Source organism: Sulfitobacter sp. M13 (assembly GCF_053474885.1).
Window position 1 is genome coordinate 2659717 of record NZ_CM130281.1, and the last position, 26409, is coordinate 2686125.

Below are 26409 nucleotides of genomic sequence, written 5' to 3' on the forward strand. Positions count from 1 at the left end.
GGACGGTCAGCAATGGCAGACCATATCAAGATTTTGAAGTCAAACGGGACATGGACAGTGCGCGCAGGCGGTGCGGTATTGGCCGAAACACGCAATGCGCTGGAACTGCGCGAGGGCGACCGCGACGCGGTAATCTATATCCCCCGCTCGGATATCGCGATGGCGTTTCTGGACAAGACCGACAAGACCACCCACTGCCCCCACAAGGGTGACGCGCATTATTTCTCGGTCGTGACCAAAAGCCGGACGCTCGACAACGTTGCATGGTCATATGAGGACCCGAGCAACGCCGTAGCCGAGATCAAAGACCATCTGGCGTTCTACCAGCTGCCCGAGGTCGCGGTAGAGCAAATCTAGGGGCCCCCGCGAGGGCCCCAAAATTTCAAGGTTGATGTAAGGGGGGCTGCGGCCCCTCTTATGCGTTCAGCAACCAGCTTGTGTCCGCGCCGAGATCGGCGGCGCTGGTGTTTTGCACGATCACCACGACATTGCCGTTGACCACAAGCTCGCTGTCGGTGCCATTGGCCGCGGCGCGGATTTCGAACATGCCGTCCCCGGGGGCGAAGCTGGCGGGCGATCCTTGGGTTTCTTGCAGGTACAGACCGTCTTCGGCAAGGTTGAAATCGGTCACGATCACCGGTGCCTTTCCAATCTGATCATAGCCGATGGCGTTGATTACATCGGCCCCGTCACCCCCTGTCACGGTATCGCCGTCGTTGGCGCTGATGGTGTCGTCGCCGTCGCCTCCCAGCACCACATCGGCCATCGTATCCGTATCGCCTGACACATTGCCGTCGAGGTTGAAGTCAAACGCACGGATCACGTCATCACCGGCACCGCCGTCGATGCTGTCAGCACCCAGCCCCGAGATAAGGAAATCATTCCCCGCCCCGCCGTTCAACGTGTCATCGCCCATACCGCCGAACAATGCGTCATTCCCGGCATCACCATCGATCAGGTCGTCACCCTTGTTGCCCGCCAACTTGTCCGGCCCTTCGCCGCCTGACAGCGTGTCATTGCCAGGGCCCGCGTTGATCGTATCGGCCCCTGCATCGCCCGACAGGTCGTCATTGCCGCTGCCACCATTGATCAGATCGCTTTGGGTGCCGCCGCTGATCACGTCATCGCCCCCGTTGCCGTTCAGCGTGTCGTTCAACCCGCCGCCCATCAACGTGTCGTTCCCACCGTTGCCATTCAGCAGATCGTTGCCACCCTCACCGTCGAGCACATCATCGCCCGCCAGCCCGCTGAGCGTATCGCTGCCGACGCCGCCCATAAGGGTATCGTTGCCCGCGCCGCCGCTGAGCCCGTCGTTGCCCGCGTTGCCCATCAGGATGTCGTCACCATCATTCCCTTCAAGGTAGTCAAAGCCTTCGCCACCGCTAAGCGTGTCATTGCCGCGGCCCCCCAGCACAGTATCCGCGCCAAAGTTGCCCATGGCGTCGTCATTGCCCGCCCCACCGTTGACCAGATCGTTGTTGGTGCCACCGCGCAGCACATCGTCGCCGGAACCGCCAAAGAGCGTGTCCGTCAGCCCGCCGCCCAAAAGCGTATCATTGTCGGACCCGCCGATCAGGTTGTCGGACCCAAGACCGCCCACAAGGGAATCCGCACCGCCGAAACCCGCCAAGCTGTCGTCGCCGCTGCCACCTATCAGGGTGTCATTGTCGGCACCGCCGTCGAGTGTATCGCTGCCGTTGTTCCCGTTCAGCAGATCGTCGCCCACGCCACCGCGCAGCATGTCGCTGCCCTGCCCGCCAGACAGATCATCGTCGCCCCCGAAACCGGTCAGGCTGTCCGCGCCATTGCCACCCAAAAGCGTATCACTGCCGGGGCCACCGTTGACGGTATCGCGGCCCTCTTCGCCATTGCCAAGGTTGTCGCCACCGCCAAGGTGCAGCATGTCGTTGCCCGCACCGCCCTGGACGGTATCATCCCCACCAAAGCCGTTTACCGTGTCGTCCCCGCCAAAGGCATCGATGTCATCATTTGCCCCCGTGCCGGTGACCAGGTCAGGCCCATTGGTGCCCTGTTGCAGTACAATCTGCGGGGATGCGACATTTGGCTCTGACACGTCTTCGATGTCCTCCGATATGTCATCATCACCGTCGTCGCTGCCCATCAGCCCTGCCATTCCAAAAAGCGCGAGCGCCGGCAGTAAAGTCAATCCAAGCATGTTCAAATCCCCCAGAACTATACTTAAGAGTGTAGTTCACGGGGACCGTCCCAGCAAAGCCAAATTCCTGCCGCAATTCAGCCGCATTTCAATATTTCACGACAATCATATCTCGCACGACCTACTGTGCTGAAAGTAGCAACAATTAAGAATGTTCTTCGGCGGCGGTTTCGGCCAGGGCGCGGTTATAGGCCTTGAGGGCATCGACATGGAACAACGCGCCCAGCAGTTCGGGCGGCGATTCGGGTTTCAGCGTGACCACTGGAATAAAGGCAGCACCGGTCTGCTCGAAAATCGGCATGGCGGCCTCTAGTGTGGCGGTGCCGTCAATATAGGTCCCTTCGCCGATCAGTTCCCAACAGGTTTCCTCGTTCGCGGCACGCAGATCGTCGGGGCGGCGCATGATGCGGCCGACCATGAACATGCCCAGCAAATAGGCCTGTGGACCGGCCGCAAGGTGAATACCACGCCGCTCCATCTGGGTGAGAAAAAAGCTGCGGTGCACCAGACGTGACGCCAACCCCGTAGACATGCTGACAGCGACCATGACCGCAAGACCCGTCTGCCAGTCACCTGTCAGTTCGAACACAATCAACGTCGTAGAAATCGGCGCGCCCAGAACGGCTGCCGCCACCGCCCCCATTCCCGCCAGCGCATAAAGCGAGGTCGCACCCGACATCGTGGGGAATACGCCCGTGGCGATCAGACCAAACGCCAGCCCCGTCAACGCGCCCAGCATCAGCGAGGGCGAGAACACACCGCCGCCCATGCGCCCCCCAAGTGTGATCGACACGGCGATGATCTTGAGCACGGCAAAAACGACCGCCTCGTGCAGGATCATATCGCCGCTCAGAGCGCGGGTTGTCGTCTCGTACCCGACGCCGATGATATGGGGGAACCACAGCGCGATTACGCCAAGGATCGCACCCGCCACAGCCGGCCGCAGATACCGTGGCAGCTTGCTGCGGGCCTGAATGAAATTGCCGATATCCTCGGCCCAAAAGATGCCGCGCATCAGGAATACCGCGACCACGCCGCAGGTCAGCCCGAGCAGCAAAAACGCTGGCAGTTCCGCGTAGAACGACATGTCGCCCACGGTAGGCAGGACAAATTCGGTCAGGCCGCCAAACTCTAGCCGGTTAATCACCGTCCCCGCGGCAGAGGCGATGACGATCGGGGCGAACGCATGCACGGCAAAGTGGCGCAACACGATCTCTAGCGCAAAAAGCGCCCCTGCAATCGGTGCGTTAAAGCTGGCCGATACAGCTGCCGCCACAGCGCAGCCCAGCAGGTCGCGCCCGGTGATGCCGCTTGCGTTGATCCGACGACTAACCAACGTCGCGATCACGCCAGCAAGGTGAACAACCGGCCCTTCGCGCCCCGACGACCCTCCGGTGCTGAGCGTGATCAGCGAGGCCAAAGCGGACGCGATCCCTGCCCGCGTTTCCACACGCCCTTCGTGTAGTGCGGCACCGAGGATCACATCGCCGACACTGCGCGCGCGGGCATCGCGGGTGAAATTATGCAGGATGAGCCCCACAGTAAGCCCGCCGATCGTGGGAATTAAAACGACCCAATACCATTCGAGGCTGCCAATATAGCTGTGCAAACGCTGGACATCTTCGGTGCCATAGAGAAGCGCCTGTAACGCGTTGATCCCTTTGCGAAAAAATAGCGCGGCAAAACCCGCGCAAATACCGATCACCAGCGCGATAAACCAAAAGGTAACCTTGCCCGGCCCCTTTTCACGCAGCACGCCCCAGCCAAAACGCGCATGGCTGCACAGCGTGTCATATTGCTGGTTCAGAAAGGGGCGCGGTTTCAAAGGCATGGCGGCTTTGCTGTCAGGGTTTCCCCATGTCTAGGACAGAGCCGCCTGCGTTAAAACCCCTGCAATCAAGACGAGGCTCTTAGCTGGCGAATTCTTCGCCCAAAAGCTCGCGTGCAGCAGCGCGGGCGGCGTCGGTGATCGTGTCTCCGGCCAGCATACGCGCGACCTCGTCCACCCGTTCGGGGGCCGACAGCGGCGTGACCGTCGACAAAGTCATCCCTTTGGACACGGCCTTGGACACACGCCAGTGGTGTGCGCCCAAAGCGGCCACCTGCGGCGAGTGGGTGACAACAAGCACCTGACCGCCCTGCGACAGCGCCGCCAGACGCCGCCCCACCGCATCGGCTGTTGCACCGCCAACACCACGGTCGATTTCGTCAAAGATCATCGTCAGGCCGGTTTGCCCCTTGGCCAGACAAACCTTGAGCGCGAGCAGAAAGCGGCTTAGTTCCCCGCCCGATGCGATCTTGCCCAAAGGTCCCGCAGGCGCGCCGGGGTTGGTGGCAACGGTGAAGGATACCGCGTCACGCCCCTCGGGGCCCGGTGTTTCGGTTGTGATCTGGGTCGCAAAAACCGCGCGTTCCATTTTAAGCGGGGCAAGCTCAGCGGCGACGGCCTTGTCCAGCTTGCCTGCTTTCTTTTGGCGTGCATCGGTCAGTGCCTCAGCGGCGGCGTCATAGGCGGCTTGGGCATCACGCACGGCTTTCTCGAGACCGGCCTGTGCTGCCTCGCCCGCGTCTAGCGCATCCAGCTTGCCGCGCAGCGTGTCGGCAAAGCCAGCCAGCTCATCGGCCTGTACCTCGTGCTTGCGGGCCATGCCGCGGATGGCGAACAGTCGTTCTTCGGCTTCCTCGAGCTCGATCGGGTTGAACGACATGGTGTCGATCGCGGCGACCACGCCCTCCGTCGCGTCGTCCAGTTCGACCATCGCACGTGACAGCGCGGCCATCGGGGCCTCTAGCGCGCCGTCGGCTTTGTGGGCGACGCCGTCAAGCCAGCGCAGGGCGTCGCCCAACTGGGTCTCTGCGCCGCCCTGTCCCATCATCTCGTAAGCGTTGACCACATCGCTGCGGATCTTTTCGGCGCTTTGCATCAAACGACGGCGCGCATCCAGCTGTTCTTCCTCGCCCGCTTGCGGGTCCAGCTTGTCCAGCTCTGCGACGGCATGGCGCAGGTATTCTTCTTCGGCTGCAATGGCTTCGCGGTCCGCAGCGGCCTGTTTCGCCGCCTTGCGTGCCGCAGCGAGGGTGGACCACGCCTGACGCACCTTGGCCCGCAGCGCAACCGTGCCCGCGAATTCATCCAGAATGGCGCGGTGGCCCTTTGGGTCAAGAAGCCCGCGGTCGTCATGCTGGCCGTGCAGCTCTACCAACGTCTCGGACAGCGCGCGCAGCACCTCGCCCGAACAGCGCCGATCGTTGACCCACGCCGTCTTGCGTCCGTCAGAGCCGTTGATCCGGCGCAGGATCAGCTCGCTCCCACCCGGCAGTCCGGCCTCTTCCAGTACCGCATGGGCCGCGTGCCCCTCTGGCAGATCGAACCACGCTGTCACCTCGCCCTGAGACGCGCCCTGACGCACCAGATCAGCACGTCCACGCCAGCCCAGCACAAATCCCAGACTATCAAGCAGGATCGATTTGCCCGCGCCTGTTTCACCGGTCAGAACGTTCAAACCCGGCTGAAACGCAAGCTCCAGCCGGTCGATGATCAGCATATCCGAAATATCTAGGCCGCGTAGCATGGGTCACTATCCGTGAGGGCCGTAAAAAGGCGCGTGGTCAGATCCATTCGCCCTTGATCGTTTGGCGGTAAATCGCGGTCAGCCAGTTGTCCCCAAGGGACTTCATTTCAAGCCCTTGACCGGTCAACAACTTATAGCTGGCGGCGTACCACTCGGTCGACTGGTAGTTGTGGCCCAAAATGGCCCCGGCAGTCTGTGCTTCGTCGGTCAGGCCAAGCGAGAGATAGGCCTCGACCAAGCGATGCAGCGCTTCGGCTGTGTGGGTAGTGGTCTGGAAATCCTCGACGACAACGCGGAACCGGTTGATCGACGCGGTGTAATGCTCGCGGCGCAGATAATAGCGCCCGACTTCCATTTCCTTGCCCGCCAGATGGTCGAAGGCAAGATCGAACTTAAGCACCGCAGACCGCGCATATTCGCTGTCAGGGTAATCCTCTATCACGCGGCGCAACGCTTGCAGCGCCTGAAAAGTCAGGCCCTGATCGCGGCCGACTTCGTCGATCTGGTCATAATAGCTAAGCGCCAGCAGATAGCTGGCATAAGACGCGTCATCGTCATCGGGGAAGAAATCGATATAGCGCTGCGCGGCAGACCGGCTGCTGGGGTAGTCCTGATCCTGATGGAAGGCAAAAGCCTGCATGATCAGCGCGCGTTTGGCCCATTCGGAATAGGGATACAGGCGCTCGATTTCCGAGAAATACTCAGCGGCTTCGGCGGGGCGTTTGCGGTTGAGTTCGAATTCGCCGCGTTCAAAAATCTGTTCGGCCGAATAGGTTTCAAGCGGGATTTCCTGAGGGTTGAAGAAGCTGTTGGTCGTCCGACCCGTATCCTGAGCACCACCGCACGCGCCAAGAACGCCCACCAAAAGCACCGCACCGACCACCCGCTTGCGCGACATCGTACCCGTCATGCGTTTCACCCTCGCTTTAAACTCTGCGTCACGTTTCACGATACGCCTTTGCCCGTGACTAGCACAAGGTTTCGCGCAACAAAACGACCATTCGGCAGTCCCCCGCAAGGGCAGCTGTCGACCGGCCAAATCGTAAACAAAGGATTACCCAAGCACCACCGGAGTTTCAACCGTCGTTAATGCCCTGCCCTGCATCACCGCGATCACGATTTCAGGCAACGGCGGGAATTTCATCCCACTCAAGGCCAAAGCCCGGCAGACGCGACGCCATCTGTCCGTCGCATTCGACCATACGCACCGCGCCGGGGGTCGCGAACAGCGCGCGCAGCAGCGTGTTGGTCAGGCTATGGCCCGCGCGAACACCGGTATAGTGTCCAATAAGCGGCGCACCTGCCAGCGCCAGATCGCCCAAGGCATCCAGCATCTTGTGGCGTACAGGTTCGTCCGAATGGCGCAGACCGCCCGGGCTGAGGACTTGGTCGCCGTCAAATACGACCGCGTTCTCGCCGGCGTTCCCGCCCAAGGCCAGACCGTTGGCTTGCATCGCATCCACATCCGCCTGACGGCAGAAGGTACGGCTGTCGCAAAGTTCACGCGCGAAGCTGCCGTTGTTCATCACCAGCGACTTTTCCTGATGGCCGATGGCGGCGTCTGCAAAATCGATGACAAAGTCGATCTTCAGTGTGTCCGCAGGCGAGATGGTGGCCGATGCTTCGCCGTCGGTCACAGTGACGGTCTTGAGCACCTCAAATGCCCGTACAGGGGCCGCCAGCATGCGCACACCGCGCTGCATGATACCACGCACGAACGGCGCGGCAGACCCGTCAAGGATCGGCACTTCGGGGCCGTCGATCTCGATTAATGCGTTATGGATACCGCAACCGGCCAGCGCCGCCATCAGGTGCTCAACAGTAGAGACCTGCAGGCCCGTCGCATTCTCAAGCTTGGTGCAAAGCGGCGAACGGTTCACCGCATCCCAACGCGCAGGGATCAAACGATCACCCACATCAACGTCGCTGCGTGAGAACCAGATACCGTGATGCGCACCAGCAGGACGGATGGTCACAGTTGCGGGACGACCCGAATGAAGGCCGGTGCCGCTAAAGCTGATCGCTGTCTTGATGGTTGTCTGCACGGTTAATACTCACTGTCCAAAGATCATCTGTCTAAGTTGAACTCTGTCCTATCTGGGCCGTTCCGATTGCTCAATTCAATGATTACTACCGTCTGAAACATGACTGTCACAATTAAGGGGTAATATCCGCTCATTCACGGCAAGCAACTGATTTCAATAGAAACTTAAGAATTCAGGCATGTCGCATGTCTGGCAAAGCGTGAAGACTGAGCTGCGGTTTTTTAACAAATATTATCGCACTTGCTGCACCGCAGCATCCCTGAAGCTGTACCGCTAACGAAAAAGACCACCCCGAAGGGTGGCCTTTTAGACGCATACGAGGACGTCTTGCCGTTTCTTAGTTCGCCTGACGACGCAGGAACGCGGGGATCTCGATCCGCTCTTGATCTTCGTCTTGCAGATCGCGCGGCTGTGGCGCGGCAGAGGACGCGCGGGTCTGGACCGGCGGCTGCTGGCGTGCGGGGCGCTGCTGCTGGGTTTCCGCCTCACCGTGGCCGGTCATGCGGTTGATCAACGAATTGATACCGAAACGCTTTTCGCCCTGATCGGCCGCGGCAGGTTGCTGACGCTGCTGCTGGGGCTGTGCCTGAGGCTGGCGTTGCGGTTGTTGCTGCTGGGTTGGCGACGCTTTCTGAGCGGCCGCGCGCAGGCGGGCCAAAGCTTCGGGTGATGGGGTGCCCGGTGCAGACGCGCGTGGCGCGACAAATGCTTCTTGCTGTTGCGCGTCGACATTCACCTCTTCGTGGCGCGGCTGAAAAGACGCAACCTCGGGACGGTAAGCAGGGGGGGGAAGATCATCGGCGTTGGACGCGTTGTCTTCGTAGCGGTTGTCAGAGAAACCACCGTGCTGGGAAGACTGGTCTTCCTGGAACAACTGCTGCTGCGGCTCTTCTTCGTATTCCGCTTGGGCAGCAAGTGGTGCAGGCGTCTCGGTGGCTGGGGCTTGTTCAACCTCAAGCGTTCTGGCTGGCAACGGCTGCGACATCGAACGGCGTGGCACAGGCATTTCTGTGTTCACGTCAACCGCATCGATACCTGTCGCGACAACGCTCACGCGCATAACGCCACCCAGTTCAGTGTCGAGCGTGGACCCAACGATGATATTCGCGTCTGGGTCGACTTCTTCGCGGATACGGTTCGCCGCCTCGTCCAGTTCGAACAAGGTCAGGTCGTGGCCGCCGGTGATGTTGATCAGAACGCCCTTGGCACCGCGCAGGCTGATTTCGTCCAGCAGCGGGTTCGCGATGGCCTTCTCGGCAGCCTGGATGGCGCGATCTTCGCCCTCGGCCTCGCCGGTACCCATCATCGCCTTGCCCATTTCGTCCATCACAGCGCGAACGTCAGCAAAGTCGAGGTTGATCAGGCCGGGACGGACCATCAGGTCTGTAACGCCTTTGACGCCTTGATACAGCACGTCATCTGCAAGCGAGAATGCTTCGGTAAAGGTGGTTTTTTCATTCGCCAGACGGAACAGGTTCTGGTTGGGAATGATGATCAGTGTGTCGACAACTTTTTGCAGCGCCTCGATGCCGTCCTCGGCTTGGCGCATCCGCTTGATGCCCTCGAACTGGAACGGTTTGGTCACGACGCCTACGGTCAGGACACCCAGCTCGCGTGCGGCTTGGGCGATAATTGGCGCAGCACCTGTCCCGGTGCCCCCGCCCATACCTGCCGTGATAAAGCACATGTGTGCGCCGGCCAGGTGATCTACAATCTGTTCAATGCTTTCTTCCGCAGCAGCAGCACCGACCGACGCCCGTGCGCCAGCACCCAGACCTTCGGTAACTTTGATGCCCAGCTGAACGCGGTTCTCCGCCTTGGCTTGCTGCAACGCTTGCGCGTCCGTGTTGGCAACCACGAAATCAACACCATCGAGTTCTTTTTCGATCATGTTGTTCACGGCGTTGCCGCCTGCCCCGCCAACACCAAACACTGTGATGCGGGGTTTCAGGTCGCCCTGTCCGGGCATTGAAAGATTGAGGGTCATGAGCCGTCCGCCTGTATTGTTTAGCTCGCTTACGGAGCATTTTTTGTGCAATTCCCCTTGTTGTATAGGGATAACGCCCTTGCGTCACCTAGAAAACACGATTTTGACACATTATATGGGCGTTTTTTTGCCGGTTTTCTCATGATTTCGACGCGCGCACCGCATCTGGGGGTTACCAGTTGTCGCGGAACCACTTGACAGCGCGCTTCAACGATCGGGCCGGATATCGGTCGGCAGGAATGTCGAAATCCCACCACTCGTCCTGCGGGTGCGCGGCGAATAACGCGAGCCCCACGGCAGAGGCAAAACCGGGTCCGGTTGCAGCCTGTGGCAGGCCGTGGACGCGCAACGGGCGGCCCAAACGGACCTGTTGGCCCAAGATCTTGCTGGCAAGCCCATCAAGGCCCGGAATTTGACTACCCCCACCCGTCAGCACGATCTGCTGGCTTGGTAGGTGATCAAATCCCGCGGCATCCAGACGGGCGCGGACCTCTTCGAGAATTTCTTCGACACGCGGGCGCATAATGCCGATCAGCTCTGCGCGGCTGACGGTACGGCGGTCGTGTTCATAGTCACCGGTATCCCCACCGATATCGATCATCTCGCGGTCATCCATGCCTGTCGCATGCACCCCACCATAGAACGTCTTGATCCGCTCGGCGTTGGCCGTCGGCACCTGCAATCCCATAGAGATATCAGAGGTGATGTGGTCGCCGCCCATACGGACGCTATCGGCATAAATCATGTGTTTGCGGATAAAGATCGACACAGAGGTCGATCCGCCGCCCAAATCGATGCAGGCCGCCCCCAGCTCTTGTTCGTCTTCGACCAGCGATGAAATCCCCGAAACATAGCCAGAGGACGCGATACCTGCCAATTCAAGGTCACAGCGTTTGATGCAATGGGCAAGGTGTTGAACCGCAGCGGCATCGACGGTCAGCATATGCATGTCGACCGACAGCGTATTGCCCAATTGTCCGCGCGGATCGGACAGACCCGACCGGTTATCCAGCGCAAAGTTCACGGGCTGCGCGTGCAGGACCTCGCGGCCTTCGCCGTATTCCGGGACATCGCAATTGGCCAGAACCTGCGCGACGTCCTGCTCCGATACGACTTGCCCTTCCAGTTCAAGCGTGGCGTCCAGACCATAGCTGCGCGGCTCGGCCCCCGAGAAACAGGCGATCACGTGATCCACGCGGATGTTCGCCATTTTCTGAGCAGCCTGCAGCGCGGTGCGCACGGCACGTTCTGTTTCCTGCATGGCGCAAATTTCGCCAAAGCGGACCCCGCGCGACCGTGTGGTTGCAGCCCCGATCACACGAAAGCCCGACTGCCCCGCAAGCGACCCGATTTCACCTTCTTCGGACATGCGGCCCGTGCCATCAAAACGCAAGACAAGGCAGGCAATCTTAGAGCTGCCCACATCCAGAATAGCCACCACGCCGCGTTGCATCGCAAGCTTACGCATGTGGCGCATGGATCGCTGACTATCGTATAGGTCCATCATGTTTTCACTGTCCCGAAATCTGCCTGATGCGCCACAATTCTTGTGTGGCTTCTTTGTTCATTTGCACGGTGGGCCGCTGCGCCAACCGCATATCTACCCGCGCCACATCGCGGCTTAGCACCTCTTCCGCGCCTTCCAGCGCGATCACCCGCTCCAGCGCCTGAACGGCCAGTGTTTCGGGCAGCAAGATACGCTGCTCACGGTCAAGAACGACGTCCCAACGACGTTCTCCCATGCGCACCAACCCCCGCAGCCTCTCCCCCAACGGAGCCGCCGTGCGGATCAATTCAAGCGCTTCGCCCACGCGTATGTTCGCAGCTTCACCCACGACCAGCGGAAGGTCCGTACGCTCGCCACGTGCCGCGATCTGCCCGATGGTGCTGCCCTCGGCGTCGATCAGCGACAGCCCGTCCTGACTGCGCCAAACAGCGACCGGCACCCGCGGCTGCACCGATACTTGCAATACACCGCCCGGCTTGACCCGAAGCGACGCCTGTTTGACGCCGGGAAGATTGGTGATCGCGTCGCGCAGCGCTGGAAGATCCAGATCGAACGAGCTGGTCGGAAATTCAACAGGCACCGTGGCGCGGACATCGGCGGCCAAGGTCCCTTCTACGCCGTCGATCGCCATCAGCTTGACCATGAATTCGGGCCGCTGCTGGATGCTGGTGCGCGCGTTTGCGTAGATATCGAACAGCTGTCCGCGCCGTGCTTCGTCCGCGAGGTAAATTGTCCCCGCCGTCATCGCCAGACAAAACGGCACCCCGACGCGCAACCCGAACCGGAAGGTCGGCGTCAGCATAAGGCGCTGCATCCGCCATGCCCAACGTGATGGCGCTGGATCAGTCTTGCCCAGCTTGGCGGGTTTAACGCGTTTGATCAACGATTGCATGACGCGTCCTCGATCATCCAGGCGCACAGCTCGCCGAAGGAAATACCCACTGACTGTGCCTGTTCTGGCGACAGCGACGTGGGGGTCATGCCAGGTTGTGTGTTGGTCTCGAGCAGGAAAAGACCCGCAGCGCCCTTGCTTTCATCCCAGCGGAAATCTGTGCGGCTGACGCCACGACACCCAAGCGCGTTATGCGCGCGCAGGGCGTAATCCATGCAAAGTTCGAAAATCTCGTGCGGGATGTCGGCAGGCACCACATGGGTTGATCCGCCGGCTTTGTATTTCGCGTCGTAATCATACCAGCCCGTGGTCTGGATATCGGTCACGGTGAGCGCCCGCTGCCCCATCACGGTGGTGGTCAGCTCGCGACCGGCGACAAATTTCTCGACCATCACCTCGGCGGGCATGGCGTCGTCCAACTGCGGCGGGCCGTTGTTTTCGACCTCGACCAGATAAACGCCAACGGACGAACCTTCGTTGTTCGGCTTCACGACGTAGGGCGGATCCATCACATGCGACCCGCGCACAGTAGAGGCCGGAACGATCACGCTTTCAACAATGGGCAGACCTGCGGCACGGAAAACTTCCTTGCTGCGCTGCTTGTCCATCGCCAGTGCAGAGGCCAGCACGCCGGAGTGCGTGTAAGGCAGCCCCATCCATTCAAGGATCCCCTGAACGCAACCATCTTCGCCCCAGCGACCATGCAGGCAGTTCAGAACCACATCAGGCTTGGCTGTAACCAAGTCAGCACAAAGATCGGGGCCGCAATCGACCTCGATGACTTCGAAATTCCGGTCCCGCAAAGCCGCTGCGCACGCGCGCCCTGTTGAAAGAGACACCTCGCGCTCAGCGGAGGGGCCACCCAACAATACTGCAACTCTCGGGGGTGTCCTGCTCGACAATCCCACTCAATCTGCCTTTTTAAATGGGCCTGTTGCGACCCTTATTTATTCTGTGTCGGGTCACTTACGGACCCTGAATCATGACGCTCGAACGATTATTTTTCGCCGATCCGCATAATTTCCCACTCTAGCGTAATCCCGCTGGAATCGTAAACCTTTTTTCGCACCAACTCGCCTAATGCCTCAAGGTCGGCCGCCGTCGCGGACCCGGTATTGATCAGGAAGTTGGGATGTTTCGGGCTCATCTGCGCACCGCCCAAGGTGGCACCGCGCAACCCTGCATCGTCAATGACCTTCCACGCCTTCATATCGTGGCGGTCGTCGGCCTGCCCCGTGCTGGAAAATCCTGCCGGATTGCGAAACGTCGACCCTGCGCTGCGGTCCTTGGTGGGTTGTGTTTCGTCGCGTTTGCGCAGCTGCTCTTCCATCCGCGCATGCAGCGCATCGGCATCGCCTTGGGGCGGCGCAAACGTGGCCGAGGTGATGACACACCCGTCCGGCAGCGCGGACTGGCGATAGGCGAATTTCATGTCATCAGGCCCAAGCGTGACATGTTCGCCCTCACGGGTGATCGCCTCTGCGCTGATGAAATAATCAGCGGTATAGGTGCCGTAGCAACCCGCGTTCATCCGCACCGCGCCGCCGATGCTACCTGGTATTGTGCGCAGAAACGTTAGATCAAGCCCCGCGTCCGCCGCCTTGCGCGCCACATGGGCGTCGAGCGCGGCTGCGCCCGCGGTGACGTTACCATCCTCGCAGCTGATGGCATTGAACCCGCGCCCCAACCGGATCACCACAGCGCGCAAGCCGCCGTCGCGCACGATCACATTCGACCCGACGCCCATTGGCATGACAACCACATCGCGCGGCAACGCCTTCAGGAACGCCGCCAGATCATCCGCATCCGCAGGCTGGTAGAAATAATCGGCAGGGCCGCCCACACGCAGCCACGTCAGATCAGCCAAGGGACGGTTTTGCGTCAGCTTGCCGCGCATATCGGGAAAGGAAATATCTATCATGGGCTTCGCGTAGCTCTCTTTGGCGGGGAGGTCAATTTTCCACACGTCTTAAAGACAGGTGGACCGCAAGCGCGTTAATCGGGGCGGTTTGCACGCAGGGTGCGGGTTAGGCGACCGGCCACCCAGCCGACAAGAAACGCACAGATTGCATATCCTGTGGCCGCGGCTTGGGCCATAAACACCGGTCGCTCGAACGGTTTCGCGCCTAAGCCCCAGATCATCCACGCCCAGTTCAACGCCAATCCGGTCAGCAAGACCAGCACAAAGCCACCATAGCGCCGCGCCAGCCCACACCAACCAGAGGCCAGCATCCACACAACGAGAATGCCGATAAGAATGACCAACGTCAGATTCATTCTGCCGCATCCCTAACTGCAGCACCGCGCAACCAGCGCATCAAATAGATAACGGGCCAGCGCAGCACCGAACAGCCGCCCGCAAACACCAGCATTCCGACCCAAGGGCCATGCTGCATGGTGACATAGCCCAGTACGGGAATTCCCACGGCAATCAACACATAGGCGCTGCGCCAGTGCTGGTCAGAACTGGGTGTCATCGCCAACACATTCGCAACGACGGCCCAGAAACAGGCAAGAACCAGTGATGTACTCATTTGGGTACCTCGGGGTTTTGTCCGCGCAGCTTGGCCAGCAAAAAGCGCAAGGGATTGCGGAACATGGACACAAAGGCAGCAAGTGCGAGCAAGGTGAACAGCCAGCCCTCCTGAAGACCGATCAAGACGATCAGCACAGGTGCGGCGATCAGCAGTAAGATACCGGGAATATATTGAAGACGCATCGGCAGCGTCGCCACCGTGGCCGAGCAAAAGACCCACAGGATGCAAGCCCAAATCAAGGTCATGACCGGCCCCCATATACAGGGGTCGGTTCCATTTACACGGCTTCCTTCTTTAGCGCAGCCAGCGCGTCGGGCAAGGCGTTGGCCCATGTGCTTATGGTGCCCGCCCCGAGGCAAACAACCATATCCCCCGGACCTGCCTTCTCGCGCACAAGCCGCGCCAGATCTTCCTCGCTTTGGACGGCGCGGGCATCGCGGTGGCCGTGACGGATCAGCCCTGCAACCAGATCGTCGCGCCCTGCCCCTTCGATGGGGTCTTCGCCCGCGGCATAGACCTCGGCGATGCCGACCACATCGGCATCGTTAAAGCAGGCACAGAACTCTTCAAAGTGATGGTGCAGGCGGCTGTAGCGGTGTGGCTGGTGCACGGCGATGACGCGCCCTTCGGTGGCCTGACGCGCAGCCTTGAGCACAGCGGTGATTTCAACCGGGTGGTGACCGTAGTCATCGATAATTGTCACACCGTCGACTTCGCCCACTTTGGTAAAGCGCCGGTTCACACCGCCAAAGCCCGCCAGTGCGGCCCGGATTTCTTCGGCTTTCATGCCAAGGTGTCTGGACACAGCAACCGCCGCCATTGCGTTCGAAACGTTGTGGTCCCCCGGCATGGGCAAGCTACAATCCTTGATTGTGATCCCTTCGGCCTGAAACACGATATCGAAATGCGCCACGCCCGCCTTGTAGTGCAGGTTGATCGCGCGCACATCGGCTTGCGTGTTAAAGCCATAGGTCATCACGCGGCGGTCGGTGATCTTACCCACCAGCGCTTGCACTTCGGGGTGGTCAATGCAGCAAACAGCCAGCCCGTAAAACGGAATGTTTGATACGAAGTCCAGAAACCCTTTGCGCAGGGTATCAAAGTCGCCCCAATGCTCCATATGTTCAGGGTCGATGTTGGTCACGATCGCAATGGTCGCCGGCAGACGGTTAAAGGTGCCGTCGGATTCATCCGCTTCGACCACCATCCATTCGCCCTGCCCCATACGTGCATTCGAGCCATAGGCGTGGATGATCCCGCCATTCACGACAGTCGGGTCGATGCCACCTTTGACCAGCAGTTCGGCCACCATCGTTGTCGTGGTTGTCTTGCCGTGGGTTCCGGCAACGGCGATGTTGGATTTCAAGCGCATCAGCTCTGCCAGCATCTCTGCGCGGCGCACGATCGGCAGCCCTGCCACCCGTGCCGCATCAAGTTCGGGGTTGCCCGGTTTGATCGCGGAAGAGATCACGATAACCGCGGCCCCTTCGATGTTCGCGGCCTGCTGCCCTTCAAAAACAGTCGCGCCAAGATCCACCAGACGGTCTGTGATCTTGGTCGACTTCAGATCAGACCCCTGCACGCGATAGCCGTGGTTCAACAACACTTCGGCAATGCCTGACATGCCGATACCGCCGATGCCTACGAAATGGATCGGGCCCACATCAGTCGGAAGCTTCGTGGCTGCGTTCATCGTTTCTTTCCTTCGGTTGCCAGGGCTTCCACCATCTGGGCGAGTTCTTCTGCGGCGTCTGGTTTGGCGACAGATAGTGCTGCGCGTGACATCTGCAACGCACCATCGGCGTGGGTCAGCACCATTTCAATTTGGGCGCGCAGGCTGTCGGGGTTTGCCATGTTTTCGGGCACCATGATCGCGGCACCGGCGTCGACAAGCCCGCGGGCATTCGCGGATTGGTGATCGCCTGTGGCAGCCGCATAGGGGATCAGGATTGAGGGCCGCCCGATAATAGAGATATCGGCGACGCTGGACGCGCCCGCGCGGCTGATCACCAGCTGGGCTTCGGACATGCGGCGCGGCACATCGTGGAAAAACGGCTGCACATCTGCGTTGATACCGTTTTCGGCATAGAAAGCCGCGACGCGTTCACCGTCTTCGTCGCGTGCCTGATGGCTCACGCGGATATTGCGCAACAGATCCAGCGGCAGATCGGCGATGGCGGGGGGGATGACCTCGCTGAGGATCCGCGCGCCCTGGCTGCCGCCCATCACCAACAGCTCCATCGGATAATCACCGGGCGCGATATAACCGGCACCGGCCCGTTCCAGCACAGAAGCACGCACCGGATTGCCAGTATGCTGTGCGCTTACCCCGTCGGGGAGCGTGGTCGGCCATGTCCCGCACGCCACCGCATCGACGCGTTTGGCGAACAGATTATTGACGCGCCCCAAGACGCCGTTTTGTTCATGGATCATGCGTGGTTTGCGCAGCACCCATGCCGCGGCCAGCGCGGGGATCGACGGATAGCCGCCAAAGCCGACAACCACATCGGGTTTATCGCGCAGCATCCCAAAGACGCCGCCAATCACACCGCCCATAATTCGAAACGGTGCCATCGCCTTGGCCATGAGCCCACCGCGCGCGAAAGTTGCGCTGCTGACCTGCTGGATCTCGACCGCGTCGGGAAAGCCGCTTGTGTAGCGCGCACCGCGCGCGTCCGTCGACAGCTTTACCCGCCAGCCGCGGGCCAGCATGACTTCGGCCAGCGCCTGCGCGGGGAACATATGCCCGCCCGTGCCGCCCGCCGCGATCACCAGCAGCGGGGCGCTCATCGGGCGCGACCTCGTCCAAGCAGGTCAGAAATCTGCCCCTGCGGCCGCGACCGTGTAAATGCCAGCAACATGCCCACGGCGATACCCGACGCAATCACCGACGACCCGCCATAGCTGACAAACGGCAATGTCATGCCCTTGGCCGGCAGCAGCCGCACGGCAACGCCCATATTGATCATCGCCTGCACGCCGAACATACACGCAAGACCGGTGCCCGCCAGACGCACGAAGGGATCGCGCTCGCGCACCAGACGCAGCAGCGACCGCACAACGATCACGGCATAAAGTGCGATAACGCACATCACGAGGATCAGCCCGTATTCTTCGGCCGCAACGGCAATGATAAAATCGGTATGCGCATCGGGCAGCGACCATTTCACCTGCCCCTCGCCCACACCAACACCGAACAAACCGCCTTCGCGGATCGCATCAGTGGCATAGCCAAGCTGCGTGCGCGGGTCGATATCGGGCGACAAGAAGCCGTCAATCCGGCGGGCAAAGTGTTCTGAATTGGAATAGGCAAAAGTGCCCGCCAGTACGACGAGGCCGGCCATACCGACCAGCAGCACCAAAGGGGCACCTGCCACAAAATACATCACGCCCCAGCCGAACAGCACCAGACACGCCTGCCCAAAGTCGGGCTGTAGCGCCAGCATCAACACAATAGAAATACACAAGGCAAAGGACCACGTCTTGCCCGGGGGGCCGTTGATCTCAAGCGACGCCGCCATCATCCACGCCGCTACGACCACAAAGCCGGGCTTGAGGAATTCTGATGGCTGAAAGGACGCAAAACCCATCGAATACCAGCGCACAGCACCCTTGCCGAAATCCGTTCCAAAGAACGGCAGCAGGGCCAGCGCGACAAAGGAAAGAAGAAAACCGACGATCGCCAAGCGACGGACCACAATCGGTGTCATCATTGACGTCAGCACCATCGCGATCACAGCCAGTATACCAAAGACGGCCTGCCGCTGTACATAATGGAACGAGTCAAACCCGTTTTTCGCGGCCAAGGGCGGCGACGCGGCCAGCCCTAGCAACATGCCCACGGCAAACAACAGGAGGATGCAAGACATCGCCCATTTGTCGATCGTACGCCACCATTTTGGAAGAATTGGTTCGCCATCCCGAACGGGAACCGCACCATAGACCATTTCTGTCATGGGACCTGCCTTACACTGCCTCGTTCCGCCCCTTTTCGGGGTCTAACTTGCAGTGTAGCGCGAAAGGTCACGCGGGGCTAGTCTGTTTTAACCAGCCCCGCGCAAAGCTGCCTATGCCCCCGCGTGTGTGCCGCGGATCGGATAGTCGTTGTCACGCACGAACTTGATACCTTTCAGCAGCCCTTGCAGATCGGGCCTCGCGAAAGGCGCGTTCGAGATGTCGACAATCTGGATGTTCCCCTCGGCGTTGACGACAAAGACACCCGGCTCGGCGAAGGGTTGGTCGGTTTCTTGCGGGCTGCGTGGGTCGGAAATATACAGCCCCAGATCCTGCATCTGCGCGATGCTCAAATCATAGCCCACAGTCAGGGACAGGTCTTGCTCTTGCGCCATCTCGCGCGCTTTGTCTTTCGGGTCGCCCGACACGGCCACGACGTCTACCCCGGCCTTGTTAAAGTCCGCGACCAACCCGTCCAGCGTCTTCAGATAGGTTTTGCAAATCGGGCAGTGCAGCCCGCGGTATACAACCACCAACTGCCAGTCAAATTCACCCCGCGGGGTGCCAAGGGTCAGCATCCCGCCCTGCAGCTCGGCGACGGTCAGTTTCGGAAATGCGTTGCCTGCGTCTAGTACGTTCATCGGGTCTCTCCTATAATTGCTTCGTTATCGGAGGTAATCCTCATCCGCGTGATTGCCACCCCGCTCACATCCACTTGACCGACCTGCCCCGCTCAGGCAAAGGCGGGAGCATGCAATATGATACGGTAATTTTAGGCGCAGGGGCCGCAGGCATGATGTGCGCGGCCCACGCGGGCGGATCGGTGTTGGTCGTGGACCATGCCAAAGCACCGGGCGAGAAAATCCGCATCTCGGGCGGCGGGCGCTGTAACTTTACCAACATGCACTGCACGCCCCAAGCCTTCATCTGCGCCAATCCCCATTTCGCCAAATCAGCCCTTGCCCGCTATACCCAGTGGGATTTCATCGAACTGGTCGACGCGCATGGCATCGCGTGGCACGAAAAAACCCTCGGACAGCTGTTCTGCGACACCTCCGCCAAAGAGATCGTCGCCATGCTGCGCGGACTGATGCAAAAAGCTGGTGTGGATTTGCGGTTGCTCAGCACCCTGACTGATATCGCCGCGACGGATGCCGGTTACAGCATGACCTTGCACACGCCCGACGGCACAACGCCGATCACCGCACGCAATCTTGTCGTTGCTTCAGGCGGGAAATCCATTCCCAAGATGGGCGCGACCGGCCGCGCCTACGAGATCGCGGCGCAGATGGGCATCCCCGTCACCGACACCCGCGCAGGGCTGGTTCCCTTTACTTTCACCGACGCACGCTTCGCCCCCATATCCGGCACAGCAACGCCTGCGCGTGTGACCGCCCAAGGCCCCGCCTTTGACGAAGCCTTGCTTTTTACCCACCGCGGCCTTTCCGGCCCCGCGATCCTTCAAGCCTCCAGCTACTGGACCGAAGGCGCACCGATCACGGTAAATCTGCTGCCTGACAACGATCTGTTGGGCAAGCTGCGCGCGCAACGCCAAAGCTATGGCCGCCGCAACCTCACGACCGAACTGGCCCACCATCTGCCCGCGCGGCTGGTCGATCATCTTGCGGGCATCATGGATCTGGGCGGCAACCTCGCCGATTGGTCGGACGCAAAGCTCACCGCGTTGATCGACGCGCTGTCGAACTGGACGATGACCCCTTCGGGCACCGAAGGCTACCGGACAGCCGAAGTCACCCTTGGCGGGATCGACACCGACGCGCTGTCCTCCAAAACGATGGAGACCAAGGCCCGCACCGGTCTCTATTTTATCGGCGAGGCCGTGGATGTTACCGGTTGGCTAGGCGGCTATAACTTCCAGTGGGCATGGTCCTCGGCGATGGCGTGCGCCGCCCATATCGCAACGAAATAACCAGTTCCAAATGGCCTTAAATCCCGGGGGAGCAGCCAAAGGCTGCGGGGGCAGCGCCCCTTGCCCGCGTTAAATGTCGAACGTTTCGAAGCCTAGAAGCGCACCTTCCGCTTCGAGCCCACCTTGATTTTGGTCGCACGTGGTGACTTTGCAGGGGCAGCAACGGCTGCAATGTCGAGACCGGCCCATAACCGATCTTGGCCGCAGTACTTGACGGCGCGCTGCGATTTTCGCATTGCTGACGTTCATGCATCGCGCAGCATTTCGGTAGCCAAAGCATCGACCAGTGGACAATCCGGATTGATGCTGTTGCGGCATTGATCGTCATGAGGCCTTAGGTTACTTTCCCGCAGAGGACATTCCCGACATGCGCGTTGTCTCACTTTTAGTCCCATTTCTCGTTGCAAATGGGGTTCAATCTACCATTGATCGCAGTGTGACTTGACCTCTTCCACCCCTCATATAATGACGAAATATCACATGAACACGATCAAAATAAAATCACTTCTGTTCGACGGATTTTTCGCCGGCTGGACCACCTTATTCTCCTTGGGAGTGCTGGCCTTTTGGCTGCTTGGGTCGCCGCGAAAAGCAATCAGGGCTGCAACCCGTCTTTGGGTGCGCGGGGTTTTGTTCGGGCTGAGGCATATCGTCGGGCTGCGTTACGTCGAGAAAGGTCGCGACCTGATTCCGGCTGAACCCTGTCTCATTATCTGCAATCACGAATCCACTTGGGAAACGCTCGCGGCTCTGGTTCTTTTCCCTGACGTCGCAATTGTCGCTAAACAGGAACTGCTGCGAATTCCGATAATCGGCTGGTATCTCCGTAAATCACCGATGATCGTCATCGATCGGGAGAGCGGCTCCAAGGCACTAAAGGCTATGCTCAACCAAAGTCGTGAAGCACTTGCCGCTGGCCGATCGGTTCTCGTTTTTCCGCAAGGGACACGTATGGACGAGAGTGAACCAATCAGGTTCAAGCGGGGGGTCGAGCTGATGTATTCAAAGCTGGGGGTACCCGTGCTCCCCGTCTTGGTGAACGCGGGCAAATTCTGGGGGGCCAGCGGATCAAGCAAGCGTGGGGGGGCAATTACGGTCTCGTATCTACCACCGATCCCACCTGGGATGTCGTCCGAACTGTTCGTCCGAAAGGCCGAAACGCAGATGGAGGCGGAGCGATCAACGTTGCCCTAACCTGCCGTATCAGATGGTGTATTCTATGAAGTAGGGGTGCTGTCCTGAAAAGTTGCGTCAGCACTTCAGCCCCAAGGGCATCGACCCGCAATGCCCTTGAGATACAATCAATTGGAAAGAGCACCGCATCGCGACGCCATTTTCCCTGAAACGCGTTTCCGCTTTCTGTCGACATCTGAACTCGAGTTTCTGGTTCGTGCCCGTCATGATGTGCGCGGTTGCGATCGGGCTGTCATTCCTGCTGATCGAGCTTAATACCATGCCATTTCAGCAATAGCCCGCTACGGGGTCTACGACGTAGATGTGGTTCCGCGATTGGTAGACATGATGGACAAGTTGAGCCTATCCCTCCCCCCCCACGGCGTCTGGAAGCATTGCCACGCTAAGTGATCAAGTGCTCGTTGAGGGAGATCGCTACGCTTCTACGAGCTTTGATCGCAAAAAAGGGCAAGAGCTGCAGCGTTGCCATAAATTCTAAAGCCCACGTTCTAAAGCCTTATGAATACCTGCTCGTGTCGCTAATATAATTTCTTCGCGCAGTTGCAGCAAAGGTCGGCTCTCCGCCCTTCCTCCCAAAGGTCTTTCCAAACGCAGCGGAATCTATGCGTCCGCAGCGCACGACAGGAAAGTCCGCCAAACCGACCTCCAGCGCAGAAGGCTCCCGAGGATTTCTTCTGGAGCCTTGGCCGAACCTAACGTTTGGGGTAGTCCCGAAAACTGGACAATGACCTAAGCTTGGATTTGCTGTCTGCTGATCTTCACCACGAAGGGGATCGAAGATGTCGAAACGAAAGCAGCATGCCCCTGAGTTCAAGGCGAAGGTGGCGCTGAAATCCTAAACGATCCTGACGGAATTACCCCCCGGATTGTGGCTACTCTCTTCCGGGAACTGCTTGAGAAAACAAACGTAGAAAATGCACGGAAAATCGCTTCTTATGCGCTCTGCGCCTCCGATCTCGCCAACCGCTACCAGCCCTTAACCTGACCAACTCGTCATCTTGATGCCAGCAAGGGCGCAGTAATTTCTGCGTTCTTCTGCGTTGGCGGATCAGTACTTGCCTGAGACTCCACTATAGTCAGCACTCAGGGCTAATCGCTCCACGGCATCGCGCCCTCATGGAGGCTACGGCCAAACACGTTCTCTCGATGCCAACGCAGGTTTTCCGGGTGAGGCGCGTTTCGCGGGTCTTCCGGCCTTACCAGCTTGCCGTCCGGTGCCAGGAGTCGCCCGACGACATCCCCAGGAACCTTGTTTGCGACACAAGGATCGTCTCGCAGTCGTCAGCGACCGAGATTAGACCCCGGTCAAACATCCAGTGCAATGTTCCCGACAGCGCGAGCCCGTTGCGCGCCGAGTCGCTTCCTTGGCTCTCAACAGGCCGAATGTGCGCCGCCTGCACCTCCGGACGCCCGCCACCATTGCGTAACATCAAGCCCGACATCGCACAGCGGTAGCCATAGGCAGCGCGCACATTCCGCCGGAACGCAACATCCCGATAAGGCCGGCGCGTCAGCCGCTCCAATACGGGTCGCTCAAAGGGCTCGGCTCCCTCGCCAAGCTCAGCCAACTGCGGATCGTAGCGCGTCGCCTCGATGCGCTCTAGGTCCTGCGGTAGGCCGAGGTTAATGATATGCGCAAAGTCTGCCTCCGGCAGACGCCTCACGGCCAGCTGTGCGGCACCGCCTCTTTTCGGCGAGCCATCCGGCTGAGTCATGGACGTCTCTAGTGGCCGCCCATTCAAAAGCCGCGGCACTTCGCGGTCGAAAGGAAGGAAGCTCCTGGACTCAATCAGCGCGAGGAACCGCCCGTCTACGCCCGGCTTTGCGATCACCTGTTCGATCTTGGCCACAGCGAAGTAGCCGCGCGGCCCAGACTTGACCGGCTCGAAATATTCGACCCAGTCGCCGACAGTCTCCTCAACCGCCTTAAGATAGCGGCGTGGAAATTCGTAGACGACGTCCGGCTCGTCCTCGTAGATCGAGTCGGCTTTATGAAAGAGAACAAGTTTAACCATGCGCCCAGGAAAGCGTTAACTGATCCAGAGGCAAGCATTTCCTGCATGGTAGGTGCCTTCGTAGCGTGGAGCACGCTATTGAGCGCGCACCATCGGGTTGCTTTGGATCAGATCGGGCATAAACACTGCGATGAACGGCCGGGCAGCACCTCCGCCTCCCCTCAAGGGCGCTGCTACCCGTCTGAGATATGCTTTTGCACCTGCGCGACAAAGTCCTCTCCGCGTCGTTCGAAACTGTCGTATTGATCAAAGCTCGCCGCCGCCGGGGCCAGCAACACGACGTCCCCCGCCTCTGCCTCTTCGACAGCGCGCGCGACTGCGACCTCCATCGTGCCGCAGACCTCTGCCTCTACGCCCAGCTTCATGGCGAACTGCGCCGCCTCGCGCCCGATGACATAGGCTTTGCGCACGGTCTCAATGGGCTCTGACAAGCTGCCCAAGCCCCCCTCTTTCTCCAGCCCACCGCAAATCCAACGTATATTCTGGAACGCCGCCAGCGCCTTGACGGCGCTGTCCACATTGGTGGCCTTGCTGTCGTTGACAAAGCGAACACCACCCGCCTCGCCCACGGTCTGGCTGCGATGCGGCAGGCCGCCAAACGAATGGAACGCCGCCTCGATAATCTTGGGCGCGAACCCCAGCGTGCGGCAGGCGGCATAGGCGGCGCAGGCGTTTTGATGGTTATGCGCGCCGGGCAGTCCGGTTACTCCGCGCAGATCGATCGACGCCACTTGTTTGCCATTGCGATATTCCGACAAGAACCCCTTGCGCGCAAAGACCTGCCAGCCAAGCCCGGTGAGCTTGCGATCAACCGAAACGCGGATCACCCTGTCGTCGGCGGCCCCTTCGCTCAGCTGCCCCGCAAGAAAACGCCCTTCGGGTTCGTCCACACCGATGACGGCGCGGTCCGGCCCCCCTTCGGCAAACAGCCGGCGTTTGGCCGCGAAATAGCCGCCCATACCGGCGTGCCGGTCCAGATGATCCGGGCTAAGGTTCGTGAACACAGCGACATCCGGGGTCAGGTTGCGCGCCAGATCGGTCTGGTAGCTCGACAATTCCAACACAACGACCTCGCCATCAATCGCGGGCTCGATGTCCAGCACGCCGCGTCCGATGTTACCAGCCAACTGGGTCGGTCGCCCTGCATGCTTAAGGATGTGATGCACCAACGCCGATGTGGTTGATTTTCCGTTCGATCCGGTGATCGCGATGATCTTGGGCACGACGTCAAAGTTGTCCCAAGCAAACGTCGCAAAGCTTTGAAAAAACAGCCCAATATCGTTGTCGACCGCGACGCCGGCCTCTTGTGCGGCCACGATGACGGGATTGGGCGCGGGGTACAGATGCGGGATACCGGGCGAGACGATCAACCGCGCGATATCGTCAAAGGCACCCGATTGGCCAAGATCAACGCAATCGAACCCTTCTGCCTGCGCCGCGCCACGCGCTGCGGGGTTATCGTCCCAACAGACCGGCACCGCGCCCCCTGCCGCCAGCGCGCGGGCCGCAGACAAGCCCGACCGCCCGAGCCCCAGAATGGCGACCTTTGCGCCGGTCAAACCTTGAACTGGTATCATGCCTGCTCTCCTGTTAGCGATGACCCTGAAACGTTCGGAGCCCTTAATGCCCCATCTGCCAGAGATTTTAGCCCAGCTCAACGCTGACATGCGCGCCACGGATGACTGGGGTGATGTGGCAGCCTATATCCCGCAGCTGGCCTCTGTCGATCCCGCGCAATTTGCGATCGTCGTGACCACGGCGGATGGCGAAGTATTTACCGCCGGTGACGTGGATACGCCGTTCTCTGTGCAATCCATCACCAAGATTTTCACCCTCGCCATCGCCCTTGGTAGATCCGGCGACCAATTGTGGAAACGCGTGGGCCGCGAACCCTCGGGACTGGCGTTCAACTCTATCGTGCAGCTCGAAGCGGAACAGGGCCGCCCCCGCAATCCCTTCATCAACGCTGGCGCGATTGTCACCACAGACGAAGTGCTGACGGGGCGCGAACCGCGCGAAACTCTGGCCGAGATCCTGCAGTTCGTGCGCGCAGCCGCGAGCGATGATAACATCCACATCAATGAAAAAGTCGCGGCATCCGAAACTGCTCACGGCCACCGCAACTTTGCGCTGGCGCATTTTCTGGCGTCCTGTGGCAATCTGAACAATCCACCTGAAAAGACGCTCGGCACCTATTTCCACCACTGCGCTATCGATATGTCAGCGCGGCAACTGGCGATGGCCGGACGGTTCTTGATTGAAACCGACAAGCTGCCGCGCATGATCCTGCCGCCACGCATCCGGCGGCTGAACGCGCTGATGCTGACCTGTGGGCACTATGACGGGTCGGGCGACTTTGCCTACCGAGTGGGGCTTCCGGCGAAGTCGGGCGTGGGCGGCGGCATCCTTGCCATTGTCCCCGGCCGCGCCAGCATCGCGGTCTGGTCGCCGGGCCTCAACCGCTATGGCAATTCGAAAAAAGGCACCCAAGCCATGGCGCGGCTCGCCCGCGAAATGGGCTGGTCGATCTTCTAACCCCGCCCCGCTTCATTTTGACAAATAAACTCCGGGGGAAGCGGCCAAGGGCCGCAGGGGGCTGG

General features: G+C 60.1%; 23 protein-coding genes. 4 read left to right on the forward strand and 19 right to left on the reverse strand.

The window, feature by feature from the left end; translation table 11 throughout:
• The first annotated feature begins 12 nt into the window (after positions 1 to 12).
• Positions 13 to 357, forward strand: a complete 345-nt coding sequence (locus tag ACVBAU_RS12765) for a DUF427 domain-containing protein (RefSeq protein ID WP_448326689.1) — start codon at positions 13 to 15, stop codon at positions 355 to 357.
• A 58-nt stretch (positions 358 to 415) separates the two neighbouring features.
• Here ACVBAU_RS12765 and ACVBAU_RS12770 read toward each other — a convergent pair whose 3' ends face one another.
• From ACVBAU_RS12770 to ACVBAU_RS12850, 17 genes are all read right to left on the reverse strand, one after another.
• Positions 416 to 2176: a calcium-binding protein gene (locus tag ACVBAU_RS12770; protein ID WP_448326690.1), complete on the reverse strand. Its 1761-nt coding sequence runs from the start codon at positions 2174 to 2176 to the stop codon at positions 416 to 418.
• A 145-nt stretch (positions 2177 to 2321) separates the two neighbouring features.
• Complete coding sequence (locus ACVBAU_RS12775; RefSeq protein ID WP_448326691.1) at positions 2322 to 4007, reverse strand: chloride channel protein; 1686 nt, start codon at positions 4005 to 4007, stop codon at positions 2322 to 2324.
• A 79-nt stretch (positions 4008 to 4086) separates the two neighbouring features.
• Positions 4087 to 5748 carry a DNA repair protein RecN gene (gene recN / locus ACVBAU_RS12780; RefSeq protein ID WP_448326692.1) on the reverse strand — a complete coding sequence of 554 codons (1662 nt, stop codon included), beginning with the start codon at positions 5746 to 5748 and terminating at the stop codon, positions 4087 to 4089.
• A gap of 37 nt (positions 5749 to 5785) precedes the next feature.
• Positions 5786 to 6658: an outer membrane protein assembly factor BamD gene (locus ACVBAU_RS12785; protein ID WP_448326693.1), complete on the reverse strand. Its 873-nt coding sequence runs from the start codon at positions 6656 to 6658 to the stop codon at positions 5786 to 5788.
• Between the two features lie 211 nt (positions 6659 to 6869).
• The gene (gene lpxC / locus ACVBAU_RS12790) at positions 6870 to 7793 is read right to left on the reverse strand and encodes a UDP-3-O-acyl-N-acetylglucosamine deacetylase (RefSeq protein ID WP_448326694.1); all 924 of its coding nucleotides are present in this window, start codon (positions 7791 to 7793) and stop codon (positions 6870 to 6872) included.
• Positions 7794 to 8130: 337 nt separating this feature from the next.
• Complete coding sequence (gene ftsZ / locus ACVBAU_RS12795; protein ID WP_138922976.1) at positions 8131 to 9780, reverse strand: cell division protein FtsZ; 1650 nt, start codon at positions 9778 to 9780, stop codon at positions 8131 to 8133.
• A gap of 172 nt (positions 9781 to 9952) precedes the next feature.
• Complete coding sequence (gene ftsA / locus ACVBAU_RS12800) at positions 9953 to 11287, reverse strand: cell division protein FtsA (RefSeq protein WP_138922975.1); 1335 nt, start codon at positions 11285 to 11287, stop codon at positions 9953 to 9955.
• 4 nt (positions 11288 to 11291) lie between these two features.
• Positions 11292 to 12179 (reverse strand): cell division protein FtsQ/DivIB, encoded by an 888-nt coding sequence (locus ACVBAU_RS12805; RefSeq protein WP_448326695.1) that lies wholly within the window; start codon positions 12177 to 12179, stop codon positions 11292 to 11294.
• On the reverse strand, positions 12167 to 13087 hold the full coding sequence (locus tag ACVBAU_RS12810; RefSeq protein WP_335744240.1) for a D-alanine--D-alanine ligase: 921 nt from the start codon (positions 13085 to 13087) through the stop codon (positions 12167 to 12169). The genes ACVBAU_RS12805 and ACVBAU_RS12810 overlap by 13 nt, the downstream gene beginning before the upstream one ends.
• An 89-nt stretch (positions 13088 to 13176) precedes the next feature.
• Positions 13177 to 14100, reverse strand: coding sequence for a UDP-N-acetylmuramate dehydrogenase (gene murB, locus ACVBAU_RS12815; protein WP_448326696.1), 924 nt, complete (start codon positions 14098 to 14100; stop codon positions 13177 to 13179).
• 74 nt (positions 14101 to 14174) lie between these two features.
• Positions 14175 to 14456, reverse strand: a complete 282-nt coding sequence (locus tag ACVBAU_RS12820; protein ID WP_448326697.1) for a hypothetical protein — start codon at positions 14454 to 14456, stop codon at positions 14175 to 14177.
• On the reverse strand, positions 14453 to 14713 hold the full coding sequence (locus tag ACVBAU_RS12825; RefSeq protein WP_138922970.1) for a DUF2484 family protein: 261 nt from the start codon (positions 14711 to 14713) through the stop codon (positions 14453 to 14455). Before ACVBAU_RS12825 ends, ACVBAU_RS12820 begins: the two co-directional genes overlap by 4 nt.
• Positions 14710 to 14961 (reverse strand): DUF2484 family protein, encoded by a 252-nt coding sequence (locus ACVBAU_RS12830; RefSeq protein ID WP_138922969.1) that lies wholly within the window; start codon positions 14959 to 14961, stop codon positions 14710 to 14712. The genes ACVBAU_RS12825 and ACVBAU_RS12830 overlap by 4 nt, the downstream gene beginning before the upstream one ends.
• A 32-nt stretch (positions 14962 to 14993) precedes the next feature.
• Positions 14994 to 16409, reverse strand: a complete 1416-nt coding sequence (gene murC / locus ACVBAU_RS12835; protein ID WP_138922968.1) for a UDP-N-acetylmuramate--L-alanine ligase — start codon at positions 16407 to 16409, stop codon at positions 14994 to 14996.
• Positions 16406 to 17506 (reverse strand): UDP-N-acetylglucosamine--N-acetylmuramyl-(pentapeptide) pyrophosphoryl-undecaprenol N-acetylglucosamine transferase, encoded by a 1101-nt coding sequence (locus tag ACVBAU_RS12840; RefSeq protein WP_138922967.1) that lies wholly within the window; start codon positions 17504 to 17506, stop codon positions 16406 to 16408. The genes murC and ACVBAU_RS12840 overlap by 4 nt, the downstream gene beginning before the upstream one ends.
• The gene (gene ftsW / locus ACVBAU_RS12845) at positions 17503 to 18672 is read right to left on the reverse strand and encodes a putative lipid II flippase FtsW (protein WP_448326698.1); all 1170 of its coding nucleotides are present in this window, start codon (positions 18670 to 18672) and stop codon (positions 17503 to 17505) included. The genes ACVBAU_RS12840 and ftsW overlap by 4 nt, the downstream gene beginning before the upstream one ends.
• A gap of 111 nt (positions 18673 to 18783) precedes the next feature.
• Complete coding sequence (locus ACVBAU_RS12850; protein WP_138922965.1) at positions 18784 to 19311, reverse strand: peroxiredoxin-like family protein; 528 nt, start codon at positions 19309 to 19311, stop codon at positions 18784 to 18786.
• 110 nt (positions 19312 to 19421) lie between these two features.
• Between ACVBAU_RS12850 and ACVBAU_RS12855 the strand changes: the two genes are divergently transcribed.
• Together ACVBAU_RS12855 and ACVBAU_RS12860 are read left to right on the forward strand one after the other, a co-directional pair.
• Positions 19422 to 20600 carry an NAD(P)/FAD-dependent oxidoreductase gene (locus ACVBAU_RS12855; protein ID WP_448326699.1) on the forward strand — a complete coding sequence of 393 codons (1179 nt, stop codon included), beginning with the start codon at positions 19422 to 19424 and terminating at the stop codon, positions 20598 to 20600.
• A gap of 480 nt (positions 20601 to 21080) precedes the next feature.
• On the forward strand, positions 21081 to 21794 hold the full coding sequence (locus tag ACVBAU_RS12860) for a lysophospholipid acyltransferase family protein (protein ID WP_138922963.1): 714 nt from the start codon (positions 21081 to 21083) through the stop codon (positions 21792 to 21794).
• 1196 nt (positions 21795 to 22990) lie between these two features.
• Here ACVBAU_RS12860 and ACVBAU_RS12865 read toward each other — a convergent pair.
• Both ACVBAU_RS12865 and murD read right to left on the reverse strand, forming a co-directional pair.
• Positions 22991 to 23809, reverse strand: coding sequence for an HNH endonuclease (locus ACVBAU_RS12865; RefSeq protein ID WP_448326700.1), 819 nt, complete (start codon positions 23807 to 23809; stop codon positions 22991 to 22993).
• Between the two features lie 173 nt (positions 23810 to 23982).
• A complete protein-coding gene (gene murD, locus ACVBAU_RS12870; RefSeq protein WP_448326701.1) occupies positions 23983 to 25386 on the reverse strand; it encodes a UDP-N-acetylmuramoyl-L-alanine--D-glutamate ligase in 1404 nt (467 codons plus the stop codon).
• Positions 25387 to 25432: 46 nt separating this feature from the next.
• On the opposite strand from murD, the gene ACVBAU_RS12875 reads away from it, so the two are divergent.
• The gene (locus ACVBAU_RS12875; RefSeq protein WP_254700514.1) at positions 25433 to 26344 is read left to right on the forward strand and encodes a glutaminase; all 912 of its coding nucleotides are present in this window, start codon (positions 25433 to 25435) and stop codon (positions 26342 to 26344) included.
• The last annotated feature ends 65 nt before the right edge of the window (positions 26345 to 26409 follow it).